The following is a 23,874-nucleotide window of genomic DNA, read 5'->3' as shown; positions in this document are numbered from 1 at the left end:
TCAGCCCACCGAGTCGAGGAGCCGGGCGGTGTGCATCCGTCCGGCGTACTCGACGAGCCGGATCAGCACCTCCTTGCCGGAGTCCCGGTCCCGGGCGTCGCACAGGACCACGGGCGTGCCCTGGTCCAGGTCGAGGGCGCGGGAGACGTCGGGGGCGCCGTAGCTGCGGGCACCGGTGAAGCAGTTGACGGCGACGACGAACGGGATGTGCCGGTGCTCGAAGTAGTCGACCGCCGGAAAGCAGTCCTCCAGGCGGCGGGTGTCGGCGAGGACGACGGCGCCGAGTGCTCCTTGCGAGAGCTCGTCCCAGAGGAACCAGAAGCGGTCCTGGCCCGGGGTGCCGAAGAGGTACAGGGAGAGGCCGGAGCGGATGGTGATGCGGCCGAAGTCCATGGCGACGGTGGTGGTGACCTTCTGGTCCACGCCGTCCGTGTCGTCCACCAGCTGGCCCGCTTCGCTGAGCATTTCCTCGGTGCGCAGCGGCCGGATCTCGCTGACGGCGCCGACCAGCGTCGTCTTTCCGACGCCGAAGCCGCCGGCGACCAATATCTTGAGCGCCATGGCCGATGCGTCGTCGGCGGTGGACTCGGAGTGCTCGGAGACCATGATCACTTCTCTCGGGAGGGCTCTCGGGAGGGCCTGGAGAACCTGCTGCGGTAGACGTCGGGACACCCGCGAGGCGGCACGGGATGGTGCGAAGCCAGCATCATGGCAACTGCCGCCCCGTCGCGGACGGTTGGACCGGAACGTGTCTGTTCTGACCGGCTCGCGCCCGGTTGGTTCCGGATGCTCATCTACAGTGCCCGCAATCCCTCGATGACCTCGCGCAGAATCCGTTCGTCAGGCAGCTGGGCCGGTGGCACCGGGCGGCTCACGGTGACCCGGCCCAGTTCCAGCAGGTCGCCCAGGAGCACCCGGACCACGCCCACGGGGAGGTCGGCGCCGGCGGCGAGTTCGGCGACGGACTGCGTCTCCAGCCGGCACAGGTCGACCAGTGCCCGGTGTTCGGGGCCGAGCGCGGCGTCGTCGTCGGTGCCGGCCGCGCCCGGGTCGAGCGTGACCAGGGCGATCAGGTCGAACTTGACGCCGGTGGGGCCGGGTTTGGTGCGGCCCCCGGTCATGGCGTAGGGGCGGACCAGGGGCCCGGCCTCGCTGTCGTACCACTGGCTGCCCGGCTCGTGCGGGGCATCGGTCGTGTACTCGGTCATCGGTGGCGGTCTTCCGGCTCAGCCGGCGGCGGGCGGCCTGGCGGCGACGCGCGGCGCGGTGTAGAGGTGCTCGCCCACGCGTTTGACGAGGCGGGCCATCTCGTAGGCGACCAGGCCGATGTCGGCGGTCGCGTCGGTGAGCAGGGCGAGGCAGGAGCCGTCGCCCGCGGCGGCGACGAAGAGGAAGGCGTCGTCCATCTCGACCATGGTCTGGCGCACCCCGCCCGCCCCGAAGTGCCGTCCGGCGCCCTTCGCGAGGCTGTTGAAGCCGGAGGCCACGGCGGCGAGGTGCTCGGCGTCCTCGCGTTTGAGGCCGGTCGAGGCGCCGACGGCGAGGCCGTCGTTGGACAGCACCACGGCGTGCCGTACCTCGGCGACGCGCAGCACCAGGTCGTCCAGCAGCCAGTCGAGTTCGCCGGAGCGCCGGTCTGCCCTCGTGCTCGGGTCCTGGATCATGGGCGGTCTCCTTCAGTGCTGTCGGTGCCGTCTTCGGCTCGCGCGGCGGCTCCGCGGCCGGGCTGTCTGCCTCCGCCGCGCGCCCAGCCGTCCCGGTAGGCGGTCATGCGGTCGCGGACGAGTTCGGGGGTGCGCTCGTCCCCGCCGCGGGCGGGCGCCGGCTCCTCGGTGCGGGGATCGCGCAGTTGGGGGGCGAGGCTCGCCTGCCGTACCCGGCGCGGGAGGTCGTCGTCGGAGGGCTCGGAGTCGTGCGGTGGGCGGTGCGGCCTCAAGGTGGTGACTCCGGGGGGCGGGGGTTCGGGCGCGGGGCGCGGTGAGGTGTGGGTGGCGGCGAGGGCGGGCCGGCCGGCGGGGGCGGGCTCCGGGAGAGCGGTGCCGTCCGGGAGAGCGGTGCCGGGCACGCGCGCGTAGGCGCGTGCCGGTGCCTGTTCGGTGTCGGCCGCCGGGCGGATCGAACGTTCCGCCGAGCCGCCGTGCAGCAGGGCCTTCGGCAGCAGGACCACCGCGGTGGTGCCGCCGTACGGGGACGTGCGCAGATGCACCTTGATGCCGTGGCGGGCCGCGAGCCGGCTGACCACGAAGAGGCCGAGCCGGTCGCTGTCGAACAGGTCGAGGGCCTCGGACTGCTCGATGCGCCGGTTGGCTTCGGCGAGGGTCTCCGGGCCCATGCCGAGCCCGCGGTCCTCGACCTCCAGGGCGTAGCCGTTACCGACGGGCTCTCCGATGATGCGCACGCGTGTGTGCGGTGGCGAGAACTGGGCGGCGTTCTCGACGACTTCGGCGAGCAGGTGTGTGAGGTCGGCGACGGCCGCGCCGATGACGGCCGCCTCGGGGAGCTGTCGTACCTCCACGCGCGCGTAGTCCTCGACTTCGGACACGGCGGCCCGTACCACGTTGGTGAGGGACACGGGCATCCGCCAGGCCCGGCCGGGGGCGGCTCCGGACAGGATGATCAGGCTCTCCGCGTGGCGGCGCATCCGGGTGGTGAGGTGGTCGAGGCGGAAGAGGTCGCTCAGTTCGGCGGGGTCGTCGGAGCGGCGTTCCATGCTGTCCAGCAGACTCAGCTGACGGTGGACCAGGATCTGGCTGCGGCGGGCGAGGTTGACGAAGACTCCCGAGATGCCGCTGGCGAGTTCGGCGCGCTCCACGGCGGCGCGCAGGGCGGCACGGTGCACGGTGCCGAGGGCCTCGGCGACCTGTCCGGTCTCGTCCTCCGCGGGCGGTCCCGGGGGCGCCTCACCGCGCACGTCGATCTCCTCGCCGGCCCGCAGTCTGCGCATCGCCTCGGGAAGTTTGCGACGGGCGATCTCCAGGGCACTGTTGCGCAGGCTCACCAGCTCGACGACGAGGCCGCGACCGATGCGAACGGAGATGACGAGCGAGGCGACCACGGCGAGCAGACCGAACAGGACGGCGGCGCCGGCCGGGGTGAGCAGCCCGCGGGCGAACGGATCGGCGCGGCCCGCCACCGCGTGTGCCGTGCCGGCCTGGACGTTCCGCATACCGTCCTGCACGCGCGTGTGCGCGGTGTTCCAGGTGGCTTCCGGGACCGCGCCGACCGCCTTGGCTCCGGGTGAGCTCGCGAGGATCCTGTCCTCGGCGGCGCTCAGCGCGGTGTAGCCGTCGCCGTCGGCGAGCCGCTGCCACGCGGTGCGCTGGGCCCCGGGCAGATCGGGGACGGCCGCGTCGGTGAGGACCCGGCGGGTGTCGACGGCGCCGGTGAACAGCCGCAGTCGCTCGCCGTCGAGGCCACCGGCCAGCCGGGCACCGCCGAGGACCGCGTCCTCCTGGGCCAGCGACTCTCCCGCGCGGGAGAGTTCGAGCAGCACGCGCGCGTCGGAGCCCATGTCGTCGGCCTGGATGCCGGTGAGGGCGCCGTCCACGGCGAAGGCCGAGGCAATGGCCTGCGTGTACTGCCCGTAGGCCGCGTCCCAGCCGGTGCCGCGGCTCTGCACCGCTCGCCGCAGCGTGCGCAGTTGCTCGGCGCCGGTGACGAAGGCCTTCAGGCGCTGGGCCACGCCGGAGGGCAGTTCCTCGCTGTCGGCGACGGTGCTGTCCTTGCCGAGCCGTAGCGCGGCCACGGCCTGATCGGTACGGGCGCCGAGCCTCTTGAGGTCGGCGGTCTGTTCCGCGGTGGGGTCGGTCGCGTACCGGACCGCGGCGGCCCGCTCGGCCTGGAGCGCGGCGACGGCAGCGGCGACCGGGGTGCGCAGCGCGGCGTCGACGCGCTGGGACTGGCGCAGCCTGGAGACGTCCTGTGCCGTGGTGACCGTGGCGTACGCCCACAGGGCGAGCAGGGACATGACCGGCACCATGAGCAGGCAGACGACCTTGGCCCGCACGGTCCGTGGGCGCAGCCGCCAGCCTGCGGGTCGCATGGGCGCGTTGTCCGCCGCGGTGTCGACGAGGTCGTCGACCAGTTCGTCGGCGGGTGGTCCGGCGTGCGCGCGGCGGCCGCGCGGCGGCCGCGCCGACGGTGTCTCCGGGCCTGCTGTGGGGGTCCTACGGGGTGTACGCATGGCCTCCTCGCTCGGGAAAGGTGGGTCGGCGCCGGGTCAGCGTGCGGCGCCCGTGACGGGCTGCTGGGCCGAGGCGGACGCCTCGCGCTCCCCGGCCGTGGGCGAGAGCGCGACGAAGGCCGAGGTGAGGAACAGATAGGACCCGAGGCCGACGGCGAGGGGGAAGATGAACTGCATCGCCGTGGCCCCGGGCAGCGGGCTGCCGGAGGGCGTGACGCGCACGCTGACCGCGAACATCCCGGTGTAGTGCATGCTGCTGACGGCCGCTCCCATGACCAGGGAGGCGGCGGTGACCGCGACGGGCGACCTGATGTTGAGGGCCGCCCACAGGGCCGCGGTCGCGGCGACCACGGCGATGACGACGGAGAGCGCGACGAGCATCGGGTCGTAGCGCACGTCGCCGTGCAGCCGGACGGCCGCCATGCCGAGGTAGTGCATGCTGGCGACGCCCAGCCCGGTGGTGAGTCCGCCCAGCAGGAGCGCCCGGTTGCGGTCGCGGCTGTAGCCGACGGCGAAGACGCCGGCGCTGACGACGACCACGGCGACGAGCAGGCTGAGGATGGTCAGCGGTACGTCGTAGCGGATGTCGGTGCCGCTGACGCTGAAGCCGAGCATGGCCACGAAGTGCATGGTCCAGATGCCGGTGCCGATCGCGGAGGCCGCGGTGAGCAGCCAGTTGCGGCGCGAGCGGCCGGTGCTGCCGAGCGCGCGGACGGTGCAGCGCAGCCCCAGTGCCGCGCCTATGCAGGCCATGACGTACGACAGCGCGGGGGTCAGCCAGCCGAAGGTGGCGTGGTCCAGATGTCCCATGGCTCAGGGACGCTAGGGGGCACGGGCGCACAAAGGGGGCGCATTTCGAAAGGTGTTGCAATATGACTCAGAGATGTGCCGGAACGATCGCGTCCAGCTCGAACATGCGCGCAGGGTCGTCCTCCGTGACGGTGAGGGATCATGCGGACCATGAGCGATGACCACACACACGTCCGGGAGTTCTTCACCGCGCGGGCCGCCGACTGGGACAGCAGGTTCCCCGACGACGGTCCCGCGTACGCGGCCGCGGTCGCCGATCTGAGGCTGCGCGCGGGCGACCGGGTGCTCGACGCGGGGTGCGGCACCGGGCGCGCCCTGCCGCCGCTCCGCCGGGCCGTGGGACCCACCGGCGCGGTCCTCGGGATGGATCTCACCCCGGCGATGCTCCAGGCCGCCCGGCGGGCCGGCCGGGACCGTGCCGGGCGGTTGCTGCTCGCCGACGTCGCCGCGCTGCCGATGCGGTCGGAGTCCCTCGACGCCGTGTTCGCCGCGGGCCTGATCGCCCATCTGCCCCGTCCGGCGGAGAACCTGCTGGAGTTGGCGCGCGTGGTCCGCCCCGGTGGCTCCCTGGCCCTGTTCCACCCCATCGGCCGGTCCGCCCTGGCGGCGCGCCAGGGCCGGCAGATCACACCGCAGGACCTGCGCGCGGAGGGCAACCTCGGCCCGCTGCTGAGCCGTTCGGGCTGGCGCCTGACGTCGTACGTGGACGAGGACGCCCGGTTCCTGGCGCTGGCGGTCCGCGGACGCTAGCCGGCGACCGCCGCGGCGAAGGCGTCGGGACGGTCGAACACGACGTTGTGCCCGGCGCCCGGCACCGTCACCACGCGCACCCCCGACATCTCCAGGGCTTCCCGCCCCGCGAGTTCGCCGCTGAGTTCGCCCTGGAGGTAGACGCGTTCGATCGTCAGCCCTTCCAGGAGCGTGCGCATGACGGGATCAGAACCGCGCCGGAGGCCCGCGGCGCCGCGGTGCAGTGCCCGCGGGTCGGCCGGCCGCATGGTCGCCGCCCAGACGGGCCCGGCCTTGTCGAGCACACGCGCGTGGCCGCTCTCGACGAACTCGTCCTCCTCGTAGGCGGCGATCCCACCGCTGCCCGCGGTCGGCGGCGGGAAGGCATCGAGGTTCGCCTCGGTGAGCACCAGCCGCGAGACCAGGTCCGGTCGCCGACGGGCCGGCACCAGGGCGACAGAACCGCCCATGCTGTGCCCGGCTCCGCGGCCGCGCCGCACCATGTGCTCACGCTCACCGAGGAGGGCAGGCGGGAGCTGCGCCGCCGGCTCGCCGAAGCGGACGAGCGCGACATCACCGACGAGAACCGCTGGTTCACGGTGCTCGCTTTCCTCCGACGCCTTGAGGCCCCGGCCGCCCAGACGGCCGTCCTCCGACGGCGGCCGGCCTTCCTGGAAGAGCCCGCGAGCTTCTTCTACGAAGATGACCGGCCGCTGCGCGCCGAGGAGGTGGACGACCCGTTCCGCCGCGGCAGCCTGACCGTCGCGCGCGCCACGAGCCGCGCCGAACTCGCCTGGCTGCGTGCCACCATCGCCTCGCTCGAAGCCGAGGCCGGCTGAGTCACCAGGACGGCGCCCTCTTCTGTTACCGGAGCTTCAACTCTAGGTTCGACAGAGGAAGGCACATGTTCGGAGGCGACAGCCGGCAGGGGGAAGGGGCCCGCGTGTTCGACCGGATCCGCAGGTACGCAGGCAGATTTCGAGGCGCCGAGGGCACGGAGGTGCCGGAGCGGCGGGCGAGCCGTGAGCGGCGGGCGCACAACTTGTTCGAGGCCGCGGCCGTCTATGTCGCGGCCCGGGCGGAGGACGACCAGGATCGGATGGAGGAGGCGGCGGGCTGGGTGCCGCCGGAGGCGCTGTCTTTCGGGGTGAGCGAGCTGGCGTGCCGGGCCGTGGTCGCTCTGGCCCGGGAGCGCGACGAGTCGCCGGCCACGGTGGCTCGCGATCTTCTCGGGCTGCCCGTGGCCTGACCCTTCGGTACCGCTCAGATCGCCGCTCTTCCGTGGCGCCGAGGTGGTTTCGTCCGATCCCGGTGGAAAACTGCAGCTCGCGTGTGGAGACCGGTCGTGACAACGGCCTTCCCGTCGCACTAGGGTGCGCGCCGTTGGACGAACCACTGGGGAGGCAGGGATGGCCGGGACCGACGAGGAGGCCGTCGCCGCGGACGAGGCACTGTACGTGCTCACGGCGGTGCTGCTGACGCCGGCGAAGTTTCCGAGCGTGCTGGGCGACGACTATCCGGAGGCATGCGCGGCGCTGGCGCTGGCACCGCGCGCCGACGGATACGGCCTGGTGCTCGGCCAGGACGGCGAAGGAGCGCGCTGGACGGTCGTCATCGACGATGTCTCGCTGGTCGCTGTCGCCATCGCGTCCTGGGACTGCGGCATGGAGTACGACCTGTCGCCGGGCGAACGCACGGTGGTCGCCGCCCTGCCCGGCTGGCCGCTGGCGGTCGCCGTGGCGGCCCCCAACGTGCCCTCGCCGCACGACCCCGGCCCGGAGGTGGCGGACCAGGCCCCGCTGACCCCGCCGGACACCAGCACCTGGGGTCCGGCACAGCGGCGGCTGGGCGCGGACGAGATCGCCCTCCAGTGGGCGATCTGGCGGGAACAGATCAGCGACGACCACTTCCCGGCACCGGCGGCCGATCCCTCAGGCCCCTCCGAGAAGGCCTCTGAGGACGCCGGGAAGGCCCCGAAGGGCCACCTCGGGATCCGGCGCGTCCTGGCCGAGGCGTGGGCCTACGTGGACACGCCTCCGCCGCTGGGCCGGGTCCGCTCCTCGTTCGCCCCGGGCGACGCCCGTACGCTGCGCGCCGACGGGCCCGGCTGGTCGCTGGTGGCCCGCACCGACGACATCGCCTTCGTGCTCCTCGACGAGGAACCCGGCGAGGTCCTGCCGGTCGGTCGGGGCCCCGAGCTCCCCGGCCTCCTGGAAGCCCTCGACAAGATGGCCGTACGGCCCCTGTGAGCCCTCCCGGTCCGCATCCCGCCGCAGGTACGGCGGCGGGTCATGCGGTCCCGGGCGGGCGGCTCAGCGGCCGATCTCCTTGCGCGTGACCCGGCGCAGCCTGCGCCGCTGCGAGGGGTCGAGGGTGAGGTACGCGGCCACCGGGACGCCCACCACGATCAGGAACGTCACCCACCAGGGCAGCCATATCAGCAGGATGAGCCCGACCGCCACACCCCCTGCGGCGATCTTCGCGTTCTTCGACATCAGCGTCGCCTCCTTCGCGGCCATTGCCGCTCTCTGATCTGAAAACGGGCCCGCGCTGCCCGCGGTTCCGGACCGCGACCCTGAGACATCCCTGACGAGCGACCCCTACTGGCCCCTGAGTACCGACGCGTGCCGAGTCGAACAGATTGTGAAGCAGTCCCACTCTCAGCGTAACCACTCCGGACCGGTTGCCGCGCCGGACCTTCAGGGGCGACTCGGCCCTGCGGAGAGTCCTGCGAAAAACCCCGCAAAAAACCCTGCGGAAAACCCCACCCGCACAGGCCGGTTGCCCGGATGGCCGGTGGCTGCGGGGATTCGTACGGTCACGGTATGAAGCGAATGAGCAGGATACTGGTGATTTCGGCGGTGTCGGCGGCACTGACGGCGAGCAGCGCGACGGCCGTGGTCGCGCAGGGATCGGGCGCACCGGCGGCTGCCGTCGTCGCACCGGTGGGGACACACGCGTCGCGGGGCACGGTGGTGTCCGTGGAGCACCTGCGGACGCTGAGCGCCCGGCAGGTCGCGGCCGAGCTGACGGGGGACGAGGCGGGCGCCTGGGACACCGGCGCCGTGCGCTACGGCCTGGACACCTTCCGGATCGTGTACCGCACGGTGGATCTGCGCGGCCGGCCCACCACCGCAAGCGGGCTGCCGGCCCTGCCGCGCAGTGGTGAACAACAGTTGCAGACGATGTCGTTCACGCACGGCACCGAGCTGTTCAAGGGCGACGTCGCCTCCGTCTCGGCCGACGTCTGGGATCAAGCACCTGCCCTGACCTATGCGTCCGCAGGATTCGCCGCGGTGCTCCCCGACTACCTCGGACTGGGTCTGGGCCCCGGCCCCCACCCCTGGATGGACGTGCCCTCGGAGACGACGGCCGCCCTGGACATGCTGCGGGCGTCCCGCACCGTCGCGGCACGGAAGGGCCGGGAATTGCGCCGTGGGGTGCTGGCCACCGGCTTCTCCCAGGGTGCCTCGGCGGCCCTGGGGCTGGCCCGGTCGCTGCAGGAGGGGGCCGACGGCTGGTTCCGGCTCCGCGCGGTGGCACCCGTCAGCGGCGCCTACGCGTTCCGGGACGCGGCGCTGCCGGCGCTGCTGGCCGGGCGGGCGGACCCGAAGGCGAGCGTGATCTACACGGCGCTGTTCCTGGTCGCCTTCAACCGCCTGCACCAGCTGTACGACACGCCGGCCCAGGTGTTCCGGGCGCCGTACGACCGCACGATCGAGGGCCTGCTGGACGGCACGCACACCGGTCAGGAGGTCGTGGCCGGCACCCCGGACTCCCTCGACGGGCTGCTCACCGTGCGGGGCCGGGCGATGCTGGCCCACCCCACCGGGCGGCTGGCGGCAGCCCTGCGCGTCACGGACAGCGTGTGCACCGACTGGGTGCCGCGGGCTCCGGTCAGGCTCTACTACGCCGACGGGGACGAGCAGGCCGTCAACGCGAACACGGCCTACTGCCACGCCGCCCTGCGTGCCCACGGCGTCGACGCCCCGCTGGTCGACCTCGGCACCCCGGACTACGGCGGTTCCCGCCATCTCGGTTCCCAGCAGGCGGGAACCGCCGCCGTGGTGCGGTGGTTCCGGACGCTGCGGTAGGCACACCGGAGCGGAGTCCGCGGGAGCGGCCGGGAGGCGGGCGCGGGCTGCGGAATCCGACGGTCCGCCGCCGGGGGGCTGAAAACCGGTGATCCGCCGAGTGGCGGTCGCCCTCCGTTCACCGACCGGTCGAGCAGTGTTCCTCCTGAGGCCCAACTCTGGCCGCTGCCAACGAATTTGTCACCAGGAGGCACGATGTCCCCGCACGCCACCGGCAGACGCCGCGTCCACCGTTCCGTCGCGACGGGTCTGCCGCTGGCTCTGGCCGCCGCCCTAGTGGCGGCGGGCACGGCCGAGGCCTCGTCGTCCGGCGAGACGCACGTCACCCGCACCGCCACCCTCGGCGACATCCCGCTCGGCGCCTTCAGCAACGCGCTGCTCCCGGGCAGTGTGGACAACGACCGGGGTGTGGACCTCGGCGGCATCGGCAGCGACATCTACCCGGCCGGCCGCAAGGGCGAATACTGGACGGTCACCGACCGCGGCCCCAACGGCCAGATCAAAGTGGACGGCAAGAAGCGCCGGACCTTCCCGGTGCCCGGCTTCGACCCGGCGATCGTGAAGATCCGCGTCTCCGGCAACGCCGTCAAGGTGCTCGACGCGATCCCGGTCACCACGTCCTCCGGCAAGGCCGTCACCGGGCTGTCCAACCAGGCGAGCCGGGACGAGGCGCCGTACTCCTACGACGCGAAGACCGCGCTGTCGTACAACCCGAACGGCCTCGACACCGAGGGCATCGTGCGCGCCGCGGACGGCACTTTCTGGCTCGTCGACGAGTACGGCCCGTCGCTGGTCCACGTCTCCGCGCGCGGGAAGGTGCTCACCCGGTACGTGCCCAAGGGGCTGAACCTCACCGGCACCGACTATCCGGTGGTCGAGGCCCTGCCGTCCGTCTTCCTGCACCGGAAGATCAACCGCGGCTTCGAGGGGCTGGCCCTGCTGCCCGACGGAGACCTCGTGCTGGCCCTGCAGAGCCCGCTCTCCCTGCCCGACGGGGACGCCGGGGACGCCTCGCGCACAACCCGTCTGCTGCGCTTCTCGCCCCGGAAGAAGGCGGTCACGGCCGAGTACGCCTATCGCTTCGACCCGGTGAACGTGGTGGACCCGAGCGAGGACGACACCTCCGAACTGAAGATCTCGTCGATCGTGGCCGTCGGCGGCGACCGGCTGCTGGTCGAGGAGCGCACCGACAAGGCGGCGCGGCTGGAGGAGGTGAAGCTGGACCACAGGTCGGACATCCTCGGCGGGGCCTACGACGACGACACCACGTCCCCGTCGCTGGAGCAGCTGGACGACCCGGCCGCCGCCGGCGTCCCGGTGCTCGGCAAGCGGCTTGTGGTCGACCTGAACACGGTGACCGGGGTGCCGTTGAAGATCGAGGGCATCGCGCGCGTGGACCACGACACGCTCGCCCTGATCAACGACAACGACTTCGGGATGACCGACGGCGCCGGCGCGTTCGACACACAGGGCCGCCTCGTCGACAGCGGCATCGAGACGAGCTTGGTGTACGTCCGGCTGCCCAAGGGGCTGTGACCCAAGGAGCTGTGACCCGAGGAGCTGTGGCTACCCCAGCAGTGAGGGCAGCAGGGAGTCCAGACCGCTCGGCAGCTCACTGGGCAGCTTCGAGGGCCATTGCGAAGGGAGCTCGCTCGGCAGACTCGACGGCAGACTGCTGGGCAGCTCGGTCGGCAGGCTGAACGAGGGCCGGGCCGAGCCGGACGTGCTCGGACTGCTCTCGGCGGGCTTCTTGTCGGTCGAGCCGTCGCCGCCGGACGCCATCAGCACGACGGCGGCGACGGCAACCGCGGCCACCAGCAGGACCAGGACGGCGAACAGCGGGCCCCTGCGCCGACGGGGCGGCCTCGGTGGCCGTGGTGGCATCCAGCCGACGGCGGTGGGCGGGTCCTGGCCGCCGGGCGGGGCACCGAAACCGGAGTGCGGGGGCAGGTCGGACACGTCGTCCGGCGGCGGGCCGAAGCCCCCGCCGGAGGACGTTCCGAACCCGTCGCCCTTGGGCGGTCCGAAACCCCCGAGCGGAGGCGGGTCGTAGCCTCCGCCGGGAGGCGGAGTGCCATCCGGCGGGCCGGGCGGTCGAGGCGGTACGGGCGGCATGGCCATACCGCCAAGAGTCACCGCGTTCCGGCCGTCGCGCGAGCCCCGCACGGGAGTTGACACGGACTCATGCCACGGACCGCACGATTCCGGAGCATTTCCGGTGAGAACCGGCCGTGCGGGCACGGATAACGACACACACGCGCGTGCGGGCGTCCGCTTCGAAACCAGCCCGCACGCACGCGTGCGTGTTCAGCCCCGGGCGCCCAGCAGGTGGTCCATCGCCAGCTGGTCGAGCCGCTCGAAGGCCATCCCGCGTGCTGCGGTCGCGTCCGCGTCGAACTCCTCGAAGGCCGTGCGGTCGGCGAGGAGCGACTGGAGACCGTCCGCGGCGGTCGGCAGGGCCAGCTGGTCCAGGCGGGAGGCCCGCAGGGCCTCCTGGACCTCGGGGTCCGCGCGGAAGGCGGTCGCGCGCTCCTTGAGGATCAGGTAGTTGCGCATGCAGCCGGCGGCCGACGCCCATACGCCGTCGAGGTCCTCGGTCCGCGGCGGCTTGAAGTCGAAGTGCTTCGGCCCCGCGTAACCGGCGCTCTCCAGGAGGTCGACCAGCCAGAAGGCGGCACGGAGGTCACCGGCGCCGAAGCGCAGGTCCTGGTCGTACTTGATGCCGGACTGACCGTTGAGGTCGATGTGGAAGAGCTTGCCCGCCCACAGGGCCTGCGCGATGCCGTGCGGGAAGTTCAGGCCGGCCATCTGCTCGTGGCCCACCTCGGGGTTGACGCCGTACAGCTCGGGGCGCTCCAGGCGCTCGATGAACGCGAGAGCGTGGCCGACGGTGGGGAGCAGGATGTCGCCGCGCGGCTCGTTCGGCTTGGGCTCGATGGCGAAGCGCAGGTCGTAGCCCTGGGAGGTGACGTACTCGCCGAGGAGGTCGAAGGCCTCCTTCATGCGGTCGAGGGCGACCCGTACGTCCTTGGCGGCGCCGGACTCGGAGCCCTCTCGGCCGCCCCAGGCGACGTACGTCTCGGCGCCCAGCTCGACGGCCAGGTCGATGTTGCGGATGGTCTTGCGCAGCGCGTAACGGCGCACCTCGCGGTCGTTCGCGGTGAACGCGCCGTCCTTGAAGACCGGGTGGGTGAAGAGGTTGGTGGTGGCCATCGGCACCTTCATGCCGGTCGCGTCGAGGGCCTGGCGGAAGCGCTTGATGTGCGATTCGCGCTCGGTGTCCGAGGACCCGAAGGGGATCAGGTCGTCGTCGTGGAACGTCACACCGTGGGCGCCCAGTTCGGACAGACGCTGGACCGTCTCGACGGGGTCGAGGGCGCGGCGGGTGGCGTCGCCGAACGGGTCCCTTCCCTGCCAGCCGACGGTCCACAGGCCGAAGGTGAACCTGTCCTCGGGGGTGGGCTGGAAGCTCATGCCGCGGCTCCTTGCTCGGGGGCTGTGCTCGATGACTGCGGTGGATGACGGGTGGATGACTGTCGTGCCGACTATTTCGTCATCGCGGTTTACAAATTAGTATGCCGACGCGTCCCTGGGAAGGGTCACCCTGTCCCCGAAGGACGAAAACCGGGTCGCGACACCCCGACGAACCGGGAAAACTGCAGGTCAGATGAACCGCGAGCCGCGGAAAAAGGGAGAGCCCGATGTCAGCAGCCGAGGGTCCGCTCGTCGTCGGCGTGGACACGTCCACCCAGTCCACCAAGGCGCTGGTCGTCGACGCCGCCACCGGCGAGGTGGTGGCGAGCGGCCAGGCGCCCCACACCGTGACCACCGGGGCGGGCCGGGAGAGTGATCCGCGCCAGTGGTGGGACGCGCTGTGCGAGGCACTGCGCCAGTGCGGGGACGCCGCGCACGAGGCGGCGGCCGTGTCGATCGGCGGGCAGCAGCACGGTCTGGTCACCCTGGACGAGCGGGGCGAGCCGGTGCGGCCCGCGCTGCTGTGGAACGACGTGCGTTCGGCGCCCCAGGCGCAGCGGCTGATCGAGGAGCTGGGCGGCCCGAAGGCCTGGGCGGAGCGCACCGGGAGTGTGCCGGGCGCGTCGTTCACGGTCACCAAGTGGGCCTGGCTGGCGGAGCACGAGCCGGAGGCGGTCCGCGCGACCAGGGCCGTACGGCTCCCCCACGACTACCTCACCGAGCGGCTGACCGGGCAGGGCACGACCGACCGCGGCGACGCCTCCGGCACCGGCTGGTGGGCGTCGGCGACCGAGGCGTACGACGAGGAGACCCTGGCCCATGTGGGCCTGGACCCGGCCTTCCTGCCCCGGGTGGTCCGGCCCGGCGAGGTCGCCGGCACCGTGCGCGACAGTCACGACCTACCGTTCTCCAAGGGCACCCTGGTGGCGCCCGGCACCGGTGACAACGCGGCGGCCGCGCTCGGGCTCGGACTGCGCCCCGGCACCCCCGTGCTGAGCCTGGGCACCTCGGGCACGGTGTACGCCGTCTCCAAACACCGGCCCGCCGACCCGACCGGCACGGTGGCGGGCTTCGCCGACGCGCACGGCGACTGGCTGCCGCTCGCCTGCACCCTGAACTGCACCCTCGCGGTCGACCGGGTCGCGGCACTCCTCGGCCTGGACCGCGAGGCCGTCGAGCCCGGCACCTCGGTGACCCTGCTGCCGTATCTGGACGGCGAGCGCACCCCGAACCTGCCCCACGCCTCCGGGCTGCTGCACGGCCTGCGCCACGACACCACCGCGGGCCAGCTCCTGCAGGCCGCCTACGACGGCGCCGTGCACGCCCTGCTGGGCGCCCTGGACCTGGTGCTCGACGAGGACGCCGACCGGACCACCCCGTTGCTGCTGATCGGCGGCGGCGCCCGGGGCCGGACCTGGCAGGAGACGGTACGGCGGCTTTCGGGGCGTCCGGTGCAGGTGCCCGAGGCGAAGGAGCTGGTCGCCCTCGGCGCCGCCGCACAGGCGGCCGGGCTGCTCACCGGCGAGGACCCGGCGGCGGTGGCACGGCGCTGGAACACTGCCGCGGGGCCGGTGCTGGACGCGGTGGAGCGGGACGCGGCGACGCTGGCCAGGATCTCCGGGGTACTCTCCGACGCGGCCCCGCTGCTGGAGCGGGCGCCGGAGAACCGCTGACCGCGCGGCAGGCCGGCCGCGGAACCGTCCCGGGGGACTGAGGATTGATGGAGGCATGACCGCACCGCTGCACGAGGCCCGCCCGACGGCGACCGGCCGTGCCCTGCCGGACACCCAGCAGGGCATGCGCCGGCGCAACCTCGCGCGCGTGATGCACGCGGTCAGCGCGGAGGGTTCGCTGTCGCGGGCCGCGGTCGCCTCACGCATCGGCCTCACCAGAGCGGCCGTGTCGACCCTCGTCGACGAGCTGATCCGGTGGGGGCTCCTGGAGGAGCTGGGCCCCGAGCGGCCCAGCCGGGTCGGACGGCCGGGTTCGGCGCTCGCGGTGAGCGGGCACGGCCCGGCCGGTATCGGGGCGGAGGTCGGGGTCGACCACCTCGCCGTGTGCGCGGTGGACCTGCGCGGCGAGGTACGCGCGCGTGCCGTGCGGCACGGCGCGAACCGGGGCCGGGATCCGCGCCCGGTGGTGGAGGAGCTGACCGGGCTGGTCCGGCGGGTCGTGGCGGACGCGGAACGGGACGGCCTGTGGCCCGCCGGTCTCGCGGTCGCCGTCCCCGGTCTGGTGGCCCGCGACGGGCACACGGTCGTGCACGCCCCGAACCTCGAATGGCACGGCACCGACCTCGGCGCGCTGCTGCCCGCCGGCCTCCCGCTGACGGTGGACAACGAGGCCAACTTCGGCGCGCTGGCGGAGCTGTGGCTGGGGGAAGCCACGCCGCGCGACTTCCTGCACGTGTCCGCGGAGATCGGCATCGGCGCCGCCGTCGTCGTGGACGGACAACTGCTGCGCGGTAAGCGCGGTTTCGCGGGCGAGCTCGGCCATGTGCCGGTCCACCCCGAGGGGCCACGCTGCGCCTGTGGCGGGCGCGGGTGCCTGGAGCAGTACGCCGGCGAGGAGGCGGTGCTGCGCGCGGCCGGCCTCGAATCCCGGCAGGACGCGGTGGGCCTGCTCGCACAGCAGGCGGGCGCGGACCACGAGGGCGTCCGCCGCGCCCTGCAGGACGCCGGTACGGCCCTGGGCATCGCCCTGACCGGTGCCGTCAACCTCCTCGACCCCGAGTCCGTGGTCCTCGGCGGCGCCCTGGCCGGCCTCGCCCCCTGGCTCCTGCCATCCCTGGAAGCCGAGCTGGCCGACCGGACAACAGGCCCCGCCTGTCCGGTATCCGTCTCCCGCCTGGGCCCCGAGGGCCCCCTCCTGGGCGCGGCCCACTCGGTGGTCCGGGCCGTCCTGGACGATCCGGCGACGGTGGCGGAGCGGGTCTGACCGAGGCGCGGCCGCCTCACACTCCCCTTCACCCGTCCGGGTGAGGAAGTTGTCCACAGTCCCGGCCCTGTCCACGGAACCACCAGGCGCTCTTCTGCCCAACCCGCGAGCGCCGTACCGTGATTCACGCGAGGCATCCGCCGGAACGAGGGGAACACGCACGTCAGGGGGGACGTATGTCGGGAGAGGCGGCCGCGGGACTGCGGCGCGACGCGGTGGGGCTGCGGGAGGTGCTGTTCCAGAGCGTGACGGCGATGGCGCCTGCCGCCGCGGTCGCCGCGTCCATTCCGTCGGGGGCGGCGTTCGCCGGTGGCAGTCTGCCGCTGGCCGTAGTGATCGCTCTGGTGGCCTGCCTGTTCACCGCCTCGTGCGTGGCCGAGCTGGCGCGGGAGTTACCGGCCGCTGGTTCCGTGGCCACGTACGCGGCGCGGGGGCTGCATCCGGCCGTGGGGTTCCTGGTGGGCTGGGGCTATGTGTTCGTGGAAGCGCTGGTTCCGCCGTTGCTGCTGCTCCAGCTCGGGTTCACCACGGCGGGCACCCTCCATGACGAGTGGGCCTCCTACCCGGCCGGCCTGTGGTGGCCGTGGGCGCTGGCGGGCGCCGCCGTCATCGCCGTCACCGGGTATCTGGGGGTGCGTGCCTCGGCCCGTTTCGGGACGGTCCTGGGGGTGTTCGAGATCGCGGTGTTCCTCGTCTTCGCCGGGTGGCTGATCATCAGGGCCGGCGGTCACAACACCCTGTCCGTGTTCGGCACTTCGCACACGGCGCACGGTTACGGAGGGGTCAGCGGGGTCTTCGCCGGCTCCGTCTACACCGTGCTGGCGTTCGCCGGCTTCGAGGCGGCCGCGCCGCTCGCCGAGGAGACCCGCGACCCGCGCCGCACGATGCACCGCGCGGTGCTCGGTGCGGCCCTGGGGATCGGCCTGTTCTACGTGCTCACGACCTATGCGATGACCGTGTACTTCGGCCCCGGCAGGTTCGCCTCCTTCGGGGCGGCGGGCGAGGCGTCCTGGGAGGGCGTCGCCCGGGCCTCCTTCGGGCTCTTCTGGGTGCTCGTGTTCCTCGCGGTCGTGAACTCGACGATCGCCAACGCCAACGCCTGCGCCAACGTGTCCACACGGACGGCCTTCGCACTGGCCCGCATCCGGGTCCTGCCGCGCGTCCTCGCCACCCTCCATCCCCGGTACCGCTCCCCCGTCGCCGGCATCGCGGTCCAGACGGTCGTGGCGGTCGGCGCCGTGCTGGGACTGGGTTTCGGCTACGACCCGGTGACCGCGTTCCTGCTGCTGGCCACGGTGATCGTCACGGTCGTCATCGGCGTCTACATCGTCGTCAACCTCGCCTGCGCGGGCTACTTCCTGCGTCGCGGCCGCCCGTCCCTCAAGCCCGTACGGCACCTGCTCCTCCCGCTGCTGGGCATCGTGGCCTTCGTCCCCGCCCTGCTCACCGCGGCCGGTCTGCCCGTCTTCGACTTCGTGACGAAGCTGACCGCCCCGGTGTCGTACGCCGGTCCGGTGGTCGGCGTCTGGATGGGGATCGGGGCGGTCGTCCTCCTGGTGCTGATCCGGCGTCACCCCGAGCGCATAGCCGAGACCGCGCGGGTCCACCTCGAAGAGGGCACCTCCGGCACCCTCGCCCCACAGAACGGAGCAACACCGCGATGACCGACCCCCGGATCCTCACCGTCCGGCCCGGACCCGACGAGTACGCCTGGACGTTCGGCGGGGCGCCGCCGGTGGCGCGGATCGTGCCCGGCACGGTCCTCGACCTGTACACGGAGGACTGCTTCGCCGGACGGGTGCGGTCCGAGAAGGACCTGGTGTCCGAGGTGTGCGAGTTCCCCTTCCTCAACCCGCAGACCGGGCCCTTCCACATCGAGGGCGCGGAGCCGGGCGACACCGTCGCCGTGCACTTCGTGTCGATCGAACCGGCCCGGGACTGGGCGGCGTCGACGACGGTCCCCCTGTTCGGCGCCCTCACCTCGACGCACACCACGGCGACCCTCCAGCCCCAGCTGCCGGAGAAGGTCTGGATCTGGCAGCTGGACCGCACCCGGCGCACGGCTCTGTTCCGGGCGCACGAGGGCGACATCGAGCTGGAGCTGCCGCTGGACCCGATGCACGGCACGGTCGGGGTGGCGCCCGCCAATCTGGAGGTGCGCTCGGCCCTGGTGCCGGACGCGCACGGCGGGAACATGGACACGCCCGAGATGCGGGCCGGCGTCACCTGCTATCTCGGGGTCAACGTCGAGGGCGCGCTGCTCAGCCTCGGCGACGGGCACGCCCGGCAGGGCGAGGGCGAGACCTGCGGGGTGGCCGTGGAGTGCGCGATGAACACCGTGGTGATCGTCGAGCTGCTGAAGGGGATCGCGACGCCGTGGCCCCGGCTGGAGTCGGACACGCACATCGTCTCGACGGGGTCGGCGCGTCCGCTGGAGGACGCTTTCCGGATATCGCAGCTCGACCTGGTGCAGTGGCTGGTGCGCGACTACGGGTTCGGCGAACTCGACGCGTACCAGTACGCAACCCAGACGGTGGAATCGCCGTTGGCCAACGTGTGCGACACCAACTACACGTGCGTGGCCAAGCTCCGCAAGGAGTGGCTGCCCGCGCGCGAGACTTACCGCGGACTGCATGCGCGACTGCGCGAGACGGCGGCCGCCCTGCGCCGCTGACCGCCCCTCGACTCCCCCGTGCTTCGAGCACGCTTCCGAAAGGCAACCCATCCATGGACCGGGCACGACCGCTCCCCAGCAGGCGACGCCTCCTGAAGGGCGCGGCCCTCGCCGCCGTCCCGTACGCGCTGCTCCCCGCGGGCCGGGCGGGCGCGCAGACCGGGGTCGTCGACTATCCGTCGGCCGAGTGGCAGGCGGCGAGCAGCGAGAACCGGACGTCGGCCCGGCGCCCCGACGACTACGTCATCGACCGAGTGATCATCCATGTCACGCAGCAGTCGTACGCCGGCACGCTGTCCATCTTCCAGAACCCGAAGGAGCGGGTGTCCGCGCACTACCTGGTGCGGTCGGCCGACGGGCATGTCGCGCAGTGCGTGCGGGAGTCGGACGTGGCCTGGCACGCGGGGAACTGGGACTACAACACGCGGAGCGTCGGCATCGAGCACGAGGGCTGGGTGGACAAGCCGGAGTACTTCACCGACGCCCTGTACAAGGGGTCGGCGCGGCTGACGGCGTCCATCTGCGACAGGTACGGCATCCCGAAGGACCGGGACCACGTCATCGGCCATGTCGAGGTACCGGGGACCGACCACACGGATCCGGGCAAGCACTGGGACTGGGTGCGCTACATGAAACTGGTCGGGCAGTCGGAGTGAGGCCGGTAGGGCTGTCCTCCCGGTGAGGCCGGTCGAAACGGTTGTCGGCGCGGACACCGCGAGTGACGATGTCCGCAGCCGCATCGCCGTCGGGAGGCCGAGTTGACCGATCCCTGGGTGGCCCTGGAGCCGGGGGCAGACCCTGCCGAGCGTGTCCGGGTGCTGCGCCGGGCGCACGAGACGTTCACCACGGCGGGCACCGTGCCGCGCCCGGTGCGTTCCGTGGTGGCCGAGTCGTGGCGGCGTTCCGCGCGGGCCGGGGTCGGACCGGACGGCGCGGCGCGCGTGGAGCTGACGGACGGTGACCTCGGGGCTTATCGGGCGGAGCATCCGCTGGCCCGGGTGATGCCGCTGTTCCGGGAGCTGATGGGCACGTTCGCGGCGGACGGCGAGCATCTGCTGGCGGTGTGCGACGCGGACGGCAGGTTGCTGTGGGTCGAGGGGCATCCGGCGACCCGGCGCCGGGCGGACCGGATGAACTTCGTGCCGGGCGCCCGCTGGTCGGAGACCGCGGTAGGGACCAATGCGCCGGGGACGGCGGTGGCCGTGGACCGGCCGGTGCAGGTGTTCGCGGCGGAGCACTTCATCCGCCGGGTGCAGCCGTGGACGTGCGCGGCGGCGCCGGTGCACGATCCGCGCACCGGGCGGGTGCTGGGTGCCGTCGACATCACCGGCGGCGACCGGCTGGCGCATCCGCACAGTCTGGGCTTCGTCCAGGCGGTGGCGCGGGCCGCCGAGTCGCAGCTGGCGCTGCTCGATCCGCCGGTGCCCGCCGACGAGGCGCCCGCGCTGACGGCGCTCGGCCGTGACGAGGCCGAGCTCCGGCTGGACGGGCGCCGGATCAGGTTCGGCCGCCGCCACAGCGAGCTGCTGGTGCTGCTGTCCCGCCACCCGGAGGGGCTGACCGGCGACGAGTTGCTGTGCGCGCTGTACGAGGACGAGTCGGTGACGCCGGTGACGCTCCGGGCGGAACTGGTCCGGCTGCGCAGGCTGCTGGGTCCGGGGCTGCTCGCCTCCCGGCCGTACCGGCTGACCGCGCCGGTCGAGTCGGACGCGACCGTGGTGGAGCGGCGGCTGGAGGCGGGCTCGGTGGCGGCGGCCGCAGGGGCGTACACGGGGCCCTTGCTGCCGGGCTCGCAGGCGCCCGCGGTCGTACGGCTCAGGCGGCGGCTGGCGGACGGGCTGCGGGCCGCGCTGATCGGGTGTCAGGACCCCGACCTGCTCGCGGACTGGGCGCACGCGCCGTGGGGCGAGGACGACGTCGAGGTGTGGCGGGCGCTCGCGGCGGTGCGGCCGACGGCGGTCGTACGGTCCCGGCTGGCGGCCCTGGAGGCGGAGCTCGCGGTACCGGTCGGCTGACCTGCGGCGCAACGTGTTCGCAACGTCCGCTCCCCTAGCCTCCGCGCCGGGAGCTGCCCAACGGCGGGCAGCGCATCTGCAAGGAGGCAGGCCACCATGACCCGTTTCGCGGCGCCCGGCACCGAGGGCGCGATCGTCTCCTACCAGGCGCGCTACGACCACTTCATCGGCGGCGAGTGGGTGCCGCCGGCCCGGGGGCAGTACTTCGAGAACCCGTCGCCGGTGAACGGGCAGCCGTTCACCGAGGTGGCGCGGGGTACCGCCGAGGACGTGGAGCGGGCGCTGGACGCGGCGCACGCGGCCGCGCCGGGCTGGGGCCGTACGTCGGTGACGGAGCGCTCCGACATCCTGCTCAAGATCGCCGACCGGATGGAGGCCCACCTCGAACCGCTCGCGGTCGCCGAGAGCTGGGAGAACGGCAAGCCGGTGCGGGAGACGCTGGCCGCCGACATACCCCTGGCGATCGACCACTTCCGGTACTTCGCGGGGGCGATCCGCGCGCAGGAGGGTTCGCTCGGCGAGGTCGACGACGACACGGTGGCGTACCACTTCCACGAGCCGCTCGGTGTCGTCGCGCAGATCATCCCGTGGAACTTCCCCATCCTGATGGCGACCTGGAAGCTCGCGCCGGCCCTCGCCGCCGGCAACGCGGTCGTCATCAAGCCGGCCGAGCAGACGCCCGCCTCCATCCACTACTGGATGAGCCTGATCGCCGATCTGCTGCCGCCGGGCGTGGTGAACATCGTCAACGGGTTCGGCGTGGAGGCGGGCAAGCCGCTCGCGTCCAGCCCGCGGGTGGCGAAGGTCGCCTTCACCGGTGAGACCACGACGGGGCGGCTGATCATGCAGTACGCCTCGGAGAACATCAAGCCGGTCACCCTCGAACTGGGCGGCAAGTCCCCGAACATCTTCTTCGACGACGTCTGGGCGCACGACGACGACTTCCGCGACAAGGCCCTCGAAGGCTTCACCATGTTCGCGCTCAACCAGGGCGAGGTCTGCACCTGCCCGTCCCGGGCCCTCGTCCAGCGCGGCCACTACGCCGAGTTCATGGAGGCCGCGGTCGCCCGCACCCGCCTGATCAAGCCGGGTCACCCGCTCGACACCGACACGATGATCGGCGCCCAGGCCTCCAACGACCAGCTGGAGAAGATCCTCTCCTACCTGGACATCGGCCGGCAGGAGGGCGCCAAGGTCCTCACCGGCGGCGAACGCATCGACTACGACGGTGAGCTCAAGGGCGGCTACTACGTCCAGCCGACCATCTTCGAGGGAGACAACCGGATGCGGATCCTCCAGGAGGAGATCTTCGGTCCGGTCGTCTCGGTGACGTCCTTCGACGACTTCGACGACGCGATCAAGATGGCCAACGACACGCTGTACGGGCTCGGGGCGGGCGTCTGGACCCGCGACATCAACACCGCGTACCGCGCGGGCCGTTCGATCCAGGCGGGCCGGGTGTGGACCAACTGCTACCACGCGTACCCGGCGCACGCGGCGTTCGGCGGCTACAAGCAGTCGGGGATCGGCCGCGAGACACACAAGATGATGCTGGAGCACTACCAGCAGACGAAGAATCTGCTGGTGAGCTACTCGCCGAAGAAGCTGGGCTTCTTCTAGACGCAGAAAAAGGGCGCCTGACCAGGGCAGATGCCCGGCAGGCGCCCTTCTCGGCGCACATCTTAAGACGTCATTTCAGTTGGTGAGTCGGCGGTGGTATATGAGGGTCGCGGCGACGGCGGTGACCGCGGTGACGCCGTCCAGCGCGGAGATCTCCTGGGAGACCGCGCCCTCGCAGTGGCCGCAGGTCATCCCGGACACCTTGTAGACCGTGGTGACGCCGACGCCCTGAACGTCGTCCGTGGCGCCGGTGCCGCAAGAACCGCCGCCACAGCAGGAGCTCGTGCTCGTGTTCGTCTCAGTGGTCATGGCTTCTTCCTCAGGATGCAGGTGCGTGGGCCGCTCTTCGCGGAGGGCGACCTTCCACCCCTCCCGAACATGGAGACAATATACCCCTCGGGGGTATCCCCTACCTGTGCTGTGACGCACACAGGAATCTGCCCGCCGGACGGGGTCGACAGGTCACGGATGGGGCTTCTGCCCCCTCGCGTCCGCTCCGGGCATCCAGGCGGGGCCACGGCTCCGCCTCCCACCCGTTCCGTTCGGCACGCTCAGGCTGTCGGTGTCCACGGCGGTGGCGCGATAGCGGGTTCCCTCGCCCGGTGCATTGCTCACCGTGCCCTCGCCGGCTTTGCGGCCTGACCAGCCCCGTCCAGGCTGTCGCGCCCCGCGGCCCCTCCGGCCGCCTTGTGGTTACGCGCATACACGAAGCCCATGCGTGGGCGGGGCCTCGCCCTGTCAGGCCGACCGGCCAGAGACACCGATCGGCCTGACTCAGGGGCCGAAGAGCCCTGGCACCGGCTTCAGGCCCGGAGGGACAGTGAGATCAGGAAACCTCTCTGGAGGTGAGCACAGTGATGTACTGGGACGGCGGCGGCTGGGCCTGGATGGCCTTCATACCTCTCGTGTGGATCGCGCTGCTCGGCTTCATCGTGTGGGCAGTGGTCCGACTCACGCAGCACCCCACAGGTCGTGCCGACGCACAAGGCCCCGGACAGCCACCACGAGAGACACCCGAGGAGATCCTTGACCGCCGCTTCGCCTCCGGTGAGATCGACGCGGACACCTACACGGAGGCCCGCGAACACCTCGCCGCACACAAGCCGAGGTCCCGGTGACAGGCATCAACGGCCACAGTCTCCCGACGGACAGAAGAGTCCCGCATCAGCGGCGCTGACAGTAGCCGGTCCCAGTAATCGAACATGAGCCGGCATTACCGCCTCGGCGGTGTCCACTCAAGCAAACCGGAGCGTGATCCGCGATGGTAGCCAATGGTTCGATAATGAGCTGGATGTGGATCTGGCCGGTCTTCATCGTGGCTGGCCCACTGCCTATCGG

At 72.4% G+C, this 23,874-nt stretch carries 21 protein-coding genes and 3 pseudogenes; 14 read left to right on the top strand and 10 right to left on the bottom strand.

Features of this window, described 5'->3' with window-relative positions:
- The 5 genes from KVT45_RS21675 to KVT45_RS21655 all read right to left on the bottom strand — a co-directional run bounded on the left by KVT45_RS21675 (position 1) and on the right by KVT45_RS21655 (position 4,993).
- Positions 1 to 606: an ATP/GTP-binding protein gene (locus tag KVT45_RS21675; RefSeq protein WP_217549877.1), complete on the bottom strand. Its 606-nt coding sequence runs from the start codon at positions 604 to 606 to the stop codon at positions 1 to 3.
- Positions 607 to 794: 188 nt separating this feature from the next.
- Entirely contained in the window at positions 795 to 1,208 is a 414-nt protein-coding gene (locus KVT45_RS21670; RefSeq protein WP_217549875.1) for a DUF742 domain-containing protein, read from the bottom strand.
- An 18-nt stretch (positions 1,209 to 1,226) separates the two neighbouring features.
- Positions 1,227 to 1,664, bottom strand: a complete 438-nt coding sequence (locus tag KVT45_RS21665) for a roadblock/LC7 domain-containing protein (RefSeq protein WP_217549874.1) — start codon at positions 1,662 to 1,664, stop codon at positions 1,227 to 1,229.
- A complete protein-coding gene (locus KVT45_RS21660; protein ID WP_217549872.1) occupies positions 1,661 to 4,183 on the bottom strand; it encodes a sensor histidine kinase in 2,523 nt (840 codons plus the stop codon). Before KVT45_RS21660 ends, KVT45_RS21665 begins: the two co-directional genes overlap by 4 nt.
- Positions 4,184 to 4,219: 36 nt before the next feature.
- Complete coding sequence (locus KVT45_RS21655) at positions 4,220 to 4,993, bottom strand: MHYT domain-containing protein (RefSeq protein ID WP_217549870.1); 774 nt, start codon at positions 4,991 to 4,993, stop codon at positions 4,220 to 4,222.
- Between the two features lie 141 nt (positions 4,994 to 5,134).
- On the opposite strand from KVT45_RS21655, the gene KVT45_RS21650 reads away from it, so the two are divergent.
- The gene (locus KVT45_RS21650; RefSeq protein ID WP_217549868.1) at positions 5,135 to 5,743 is read left to right on the top strand and encodes a class I SAM-dependent methyltransferase; all 609 of its coding nucleotides are present in this window, start codon (positions 5,135 to 5,137) and stop codon (positions 5,741 to 5,743) included.
- On the opposite strand, the pseudogene KVT45_RS21645 reads toward KVT45_RS21650, so the two are convergent.
- Positions 5,740 to 6,198: pseudogene (locus tag KVT45_RS21645) on the bottom strand (alpha/beta fold hydrolase); the annotation flags it as partial. The gene KVT45_RS21650 and the pseudogene KVT45_RS21645 sit on opposite strands and share 4 nt — an antisense overlap.
- Here KVT45_RS21645 and KVT45_RS21640 point away from each other — a divergent pair.
- The 3 genes and pseudogenes from KVT45_RS21640 to KVT45_RS21630 form a co-directional block, all read left to right on the top strand.
- Positions 6,199 to 6,561 (top strand): annotated as a pseudogene (locus KVT45_RS21640) (PadR family transcriptional regulator); the annotation flags it as partial.
- Between the two features lie 104 nt (positions 6,562 to 6,665).
- Entirely contained in the window at positions 6,666 to 6,971 is a 306-nt protein-coding gene (locus KVT45_RS21635; RefSeq protein ID WP_217550157.1) for a hypothetical protein, read from the top strand.
- A gap of 160 nt (positions 6,972 to 7,131) precedes the next feature.
- A complete protein-coding gene (locus tag KVT45_RS21630; RefSeq protein WP_217549866.1) occupies positions 7,132 to 7,971 on the top strand; it encodes a hypothetical protein in 840 nt (279 codons plus the stop codon).
- A gap of 63 nt (positions 7,972 to 8,034) precedes the next feature.
- On the opposite strand, the gene KVT45_RS21625 is transcribed toward KVT45_RS21630, so the two are convergent.
- Complete coding sequence (locus KVT45_RS21625) at positions 8,035 to 8,217, bottom strand: hypothetical protein (protein ID WP_181809683.1); 183 nt, start codon at positions 8,215 to 8,217, stop codon at positions 8,035 to 8,037.
- A gap of 339 nt (positions 8,218 to 8,556) precedes the next feature.
- On the opposite strand from KVT45_RS21625, the gene KVT45_RS21620 reads away from it, so the two are divergent.
- The gene (locus KVT45_RS21620; protein ID WP_254647141.1) at positions 8,557 to 9,816 is read left to right on the top strand and encodes a lipase; all 1,260 of its coding nucleotides are present in this window, start codon (positions 8,557 to 8,559) and stop codon (positions 9,814 to 9,816) included.
- A gap of 195 nt (positions 9,817 to 10,011) precedes the next feature.
- On the top strand, positions 10,012 to 11,352 hold the full coding sequence (locus tag KVT45_RS21615; protein WP_217549864.1) for an esterase-like activity of phytase family protein: 1,341 nt from the start codon (positions 10,012 to 10,014) through the stop codon (positions 11,350 to 11,352).
- A gap of 30 nt (positions 11,353 to 11,382) precedes the next feature.
- On the opposite strand, the gene KVT45_RS56440 is transcribed toward KVT45_RS21615, so the two are convergent.
- Together KVT45_RS56440 and xylA are read right to left on the bottom strand one after the other, a co-directional pair.
- Positions 11,383 to 11,775: a hypothetical protein gene (locus KVT45_RS56440; protein ID WP_308310836.1), complete on the bottom strand. Its 393-nt coding sequence runs from the start codon at positions 11,773 to 11,775 to the stop codon at positions 11,383 to 11,385.
- Between the two features lie 348 nt (positions 11,776 to 12,123).
- Positions 12,124 to 13,290, bottom strand: coding sequence for a xylose isomerase (xylA, locus tag KVT45_RS21605; RefSeq protein ID WP_217549860.1), 1,167 nt, complete (start codon positions 13,288 to 13,290; stop codon positions 12,124 to 12,126).
- Between the two features lie 227 nt (positions 13,291 to 13,517).
- On the opposite strand from xylA, the gene xylB reads away from it, so the two are divergent.
- From xylB to adh, 7 genes are all read left to right on the top strand, one after another.
- Positions 13,518 to 14,963: a xylulokinase gene (gene xylB, locus KVT45_RS21600; protein WP_217549858.1), complete on the top strand. Its 1,446-nt coding sequence runs from the start codon at positions 13,518 to 13,520 to the stop codon at positions 14,961 to 14,963.
- A gap of 55 nt (positions 14,964 to 15,018) precedes the next feature.
- Positions 15,019 to 16,227 carry an ROK family transcriptional regulator gene (locus KVT45_RS21595; protein WP_217549856.1) on the top strand — a complete coding sequence of 403 codons (1,209 nt, stop codon included), beginning with the start codon at positions 15,019 to 15,021 and terminating at the stop codon, positions 16,225 to 16,227.
- 176 nt (positions 16,228 to 16,403) lie between these two features.
- Entirely contained in the window at positions 16,404 to 17,891 is a 1,488-nt protein-coding gene (locus KVT45_RS21590; protein ID WP_217549854.1) for an APC family permease, read from the top strand.
- Positions 17,888 to 18,901 (top strand): acetamidase/formamidase family protein, encoded by a 1,014-nt coding sequence (locus KVT45_RS21585; RefSeq protein WP_217549852.1) that lies wholly within the window; start codon positions 17,888 to 17,890, stop codon positions 18,899 to 18,901. The genes KVT45_RS21590 and KVT45_RS21585 overlap by 4 nt, the downstream gene beginning before the upstream one ends.
- Before the next feature lie 53 nt (positions 18,902 to 18,954).
- Entirely contained in the window at positions 18,955 to 19,557 is a 603-nt protein-coding gene (locus KVT45_RS21580; protein WP_217549850.1) for an N-acetylmuramoyl-L-alanine amidase, read from the top strand.
- Positions 19,558 to 19,659: 102 nt separating this feature from the next.
- Positions 19,660 to 20,916 (top strand): GAF domain-containing protein, encoded by a 1,257-nt coding sequence (locus tag KVT45_RS21575; protein ID WP_217549849.1) that lies wholly within the window; start codon positions 19,660 to 19,662, stop codon positions 20,914 to 20,916.
- A gap of 96 nt (positions 20,917 to 21,012) precedes the next feature.
- Positions 21,013 to 22,536: an aldehyde dehydrogenase gene (gene adh / locus KVT45_RS21570; RefSeq protein WP_217549847.1), complete on the top strand. Its 1,524-nt coding sequence runs from the start codon at positions 21,013 to 21,015 to the stop codon at positions 22,534 to 22,536.
- A 108-nt stretch (positions 22,537 to 22,644) separates the two neighbouring features.
- Here the strand turns inward: adh and KVT45_RS21565 are convergent.
- Positions 22,645 to 22,845, bottom strand: a pseudogene (locus KVT45_RS21565) (heavy-metal-associated domain-containing protein); the annotation flags it as partial.
- A gap of 536 nt (positions 22,846 to 23,381) precedes the next feature.
- Between KVT45_RS21565 and KVT45_RS21560 the strand changes: the two are divergent.
- Positions 23,382 to 23,654 (top strand): SHOCT domain-containing protein, encoded by a 273-nt coding sequence (locus tag KVT45_RS21560; RefSeq protein ID WP_217549843.1) that lies wholly within the window; start codon positions 23,382 to 23,384, stop codon positions 23,652 to 23,654.
- Positions 23,655 to 23,874 lie beyond the last annotated feature (220 nt).

The organism is Streptomyces sp. GbtcB6 (assembly GCF_019091475.1).
Classification (GTDB): domain Bacteria; phylum Actinomycetota; class Actinomycetes; order Streptomycetales; family Streptomycetaceae; genus Streptomyces; species Streptomyces hyaluromycini.
Note: the sequence above shows the minus strand (reverse complement) of the source record. Positions and strands in the feature narration are given on the sequence as shown.

Coding starts and splice junctions, on each gene's coding strand:
- KVT45_RS21675 (WP_217549877.1), bottom strand. CDS start 606: ATGGTCTCCGAGCACTCCGAGTCCACCGCCGACGACGCATCGGCCATG.
- KVT45_RS21670 (WP_217549875.1), bottom strand. CDS start 1,208: ATGACCGAGTACACGACCGATGCCCCGCACGAGCCGGGCAGCCAGTGG.
- KVT45_RS21665 (WP_217549874.1), bottom strand. CDS start 1,664: ATGATCCAGGACCCGAGCACGAGGGCAGACCGGCGCTCCGGCGAACTC.
- KVT45_RS21660 (WP_217549872.1), bottom strand. CDS start 4,183: ATGCGTACACCCCGTAGGACCCCCACAGCAGGCCCGGAGACACCGTCG.
- KVT45_RS21655 (WP_217549870.1), bottom strand. CDS start 4,993: ATGGGACATCTGGACCACGCCACCTTCGGCTGGCTGACCCCCGCGCTG.
- KVT45_RS21650 (WP_217549868.1), top strand. CDS start 5,135: ATGCGGACCATGAGCGATGACCACACACACGTCCGGGAGTTCTTCACC.
- KVT45_RS21630 (WP_217549866.1), top strand. CDS start 7,132: ATGGCCGGGACCGACGAGGAGGCCGTCGCCGCGGACGAGGCACTGTAC.
- KVT45_RS21625 (WP_181809683.1), bottom strand. CDS start 8,217: ATGTCGAAGAACGCGAAGATCGCCGCAGGGGGTGTGGCGGTCGGGCTC.
- KVT45_RS21620 (WP_254647141.1), top strand. CDS start 8,557: ATGAGCAGGATACTGGTGATTTCGGCGGTGTCGGCGGCACTGACGGCG.
- KVT45_RS21615 (WP_217549864.1), top strand. CDS start 10,012: ATGTCCCCGCACGCCACCGGCAGACGCCGCGTCCACCGTTCCGTCGCG.
- xylA (WP_217549860.1), bottom strand. CDS start 13,290: ATGAGCTTCCAGCCCACCCCCGAGGACAGGTTCACCTTCGGCCTGTGG.
- xylB (WP_217549858.1), top strand. CDS start 13,518: ATGTCAGCAGCCGAGGGTCCGCTCGTCGTCGGCGTGGACACGTCCACC.
- KVT45_RS21595 (WP_217549856.1), top strand. CDS start 15,019: ATGACCGCACCGCTGCACGAGGCCCGCCCGACGGCGACCGGCCGTGCC.
- KVT45_RS21590 (WP_217549854.1), top strand. CDS start 16,404: ATGTCGGGAGAGGCGGCCGCGGGACTGCGGCGCGACGCGGTGGGGCTG.
- KVT45_RS21585 (WP_217549852.1), top strand. CDS start 17,888: ATGACCGACCCCCGGATCCTCACCGTCCGGCCCGGACCCGACGAGTAC.
- KVT45_RS21580 (WP_217549850.1), top strand. CDS start 18,955: ATGGACCGGGCACGACCGCTCCCCAGCAGGCGACGCCTCCTGAAGGGC.
- adh (WP_217549847.1), top strand. CDS start 21,013: ATGACCCGTTTCGCGGCGCCCGGCACCGAGGGCGCGATCGTCTCCTAC.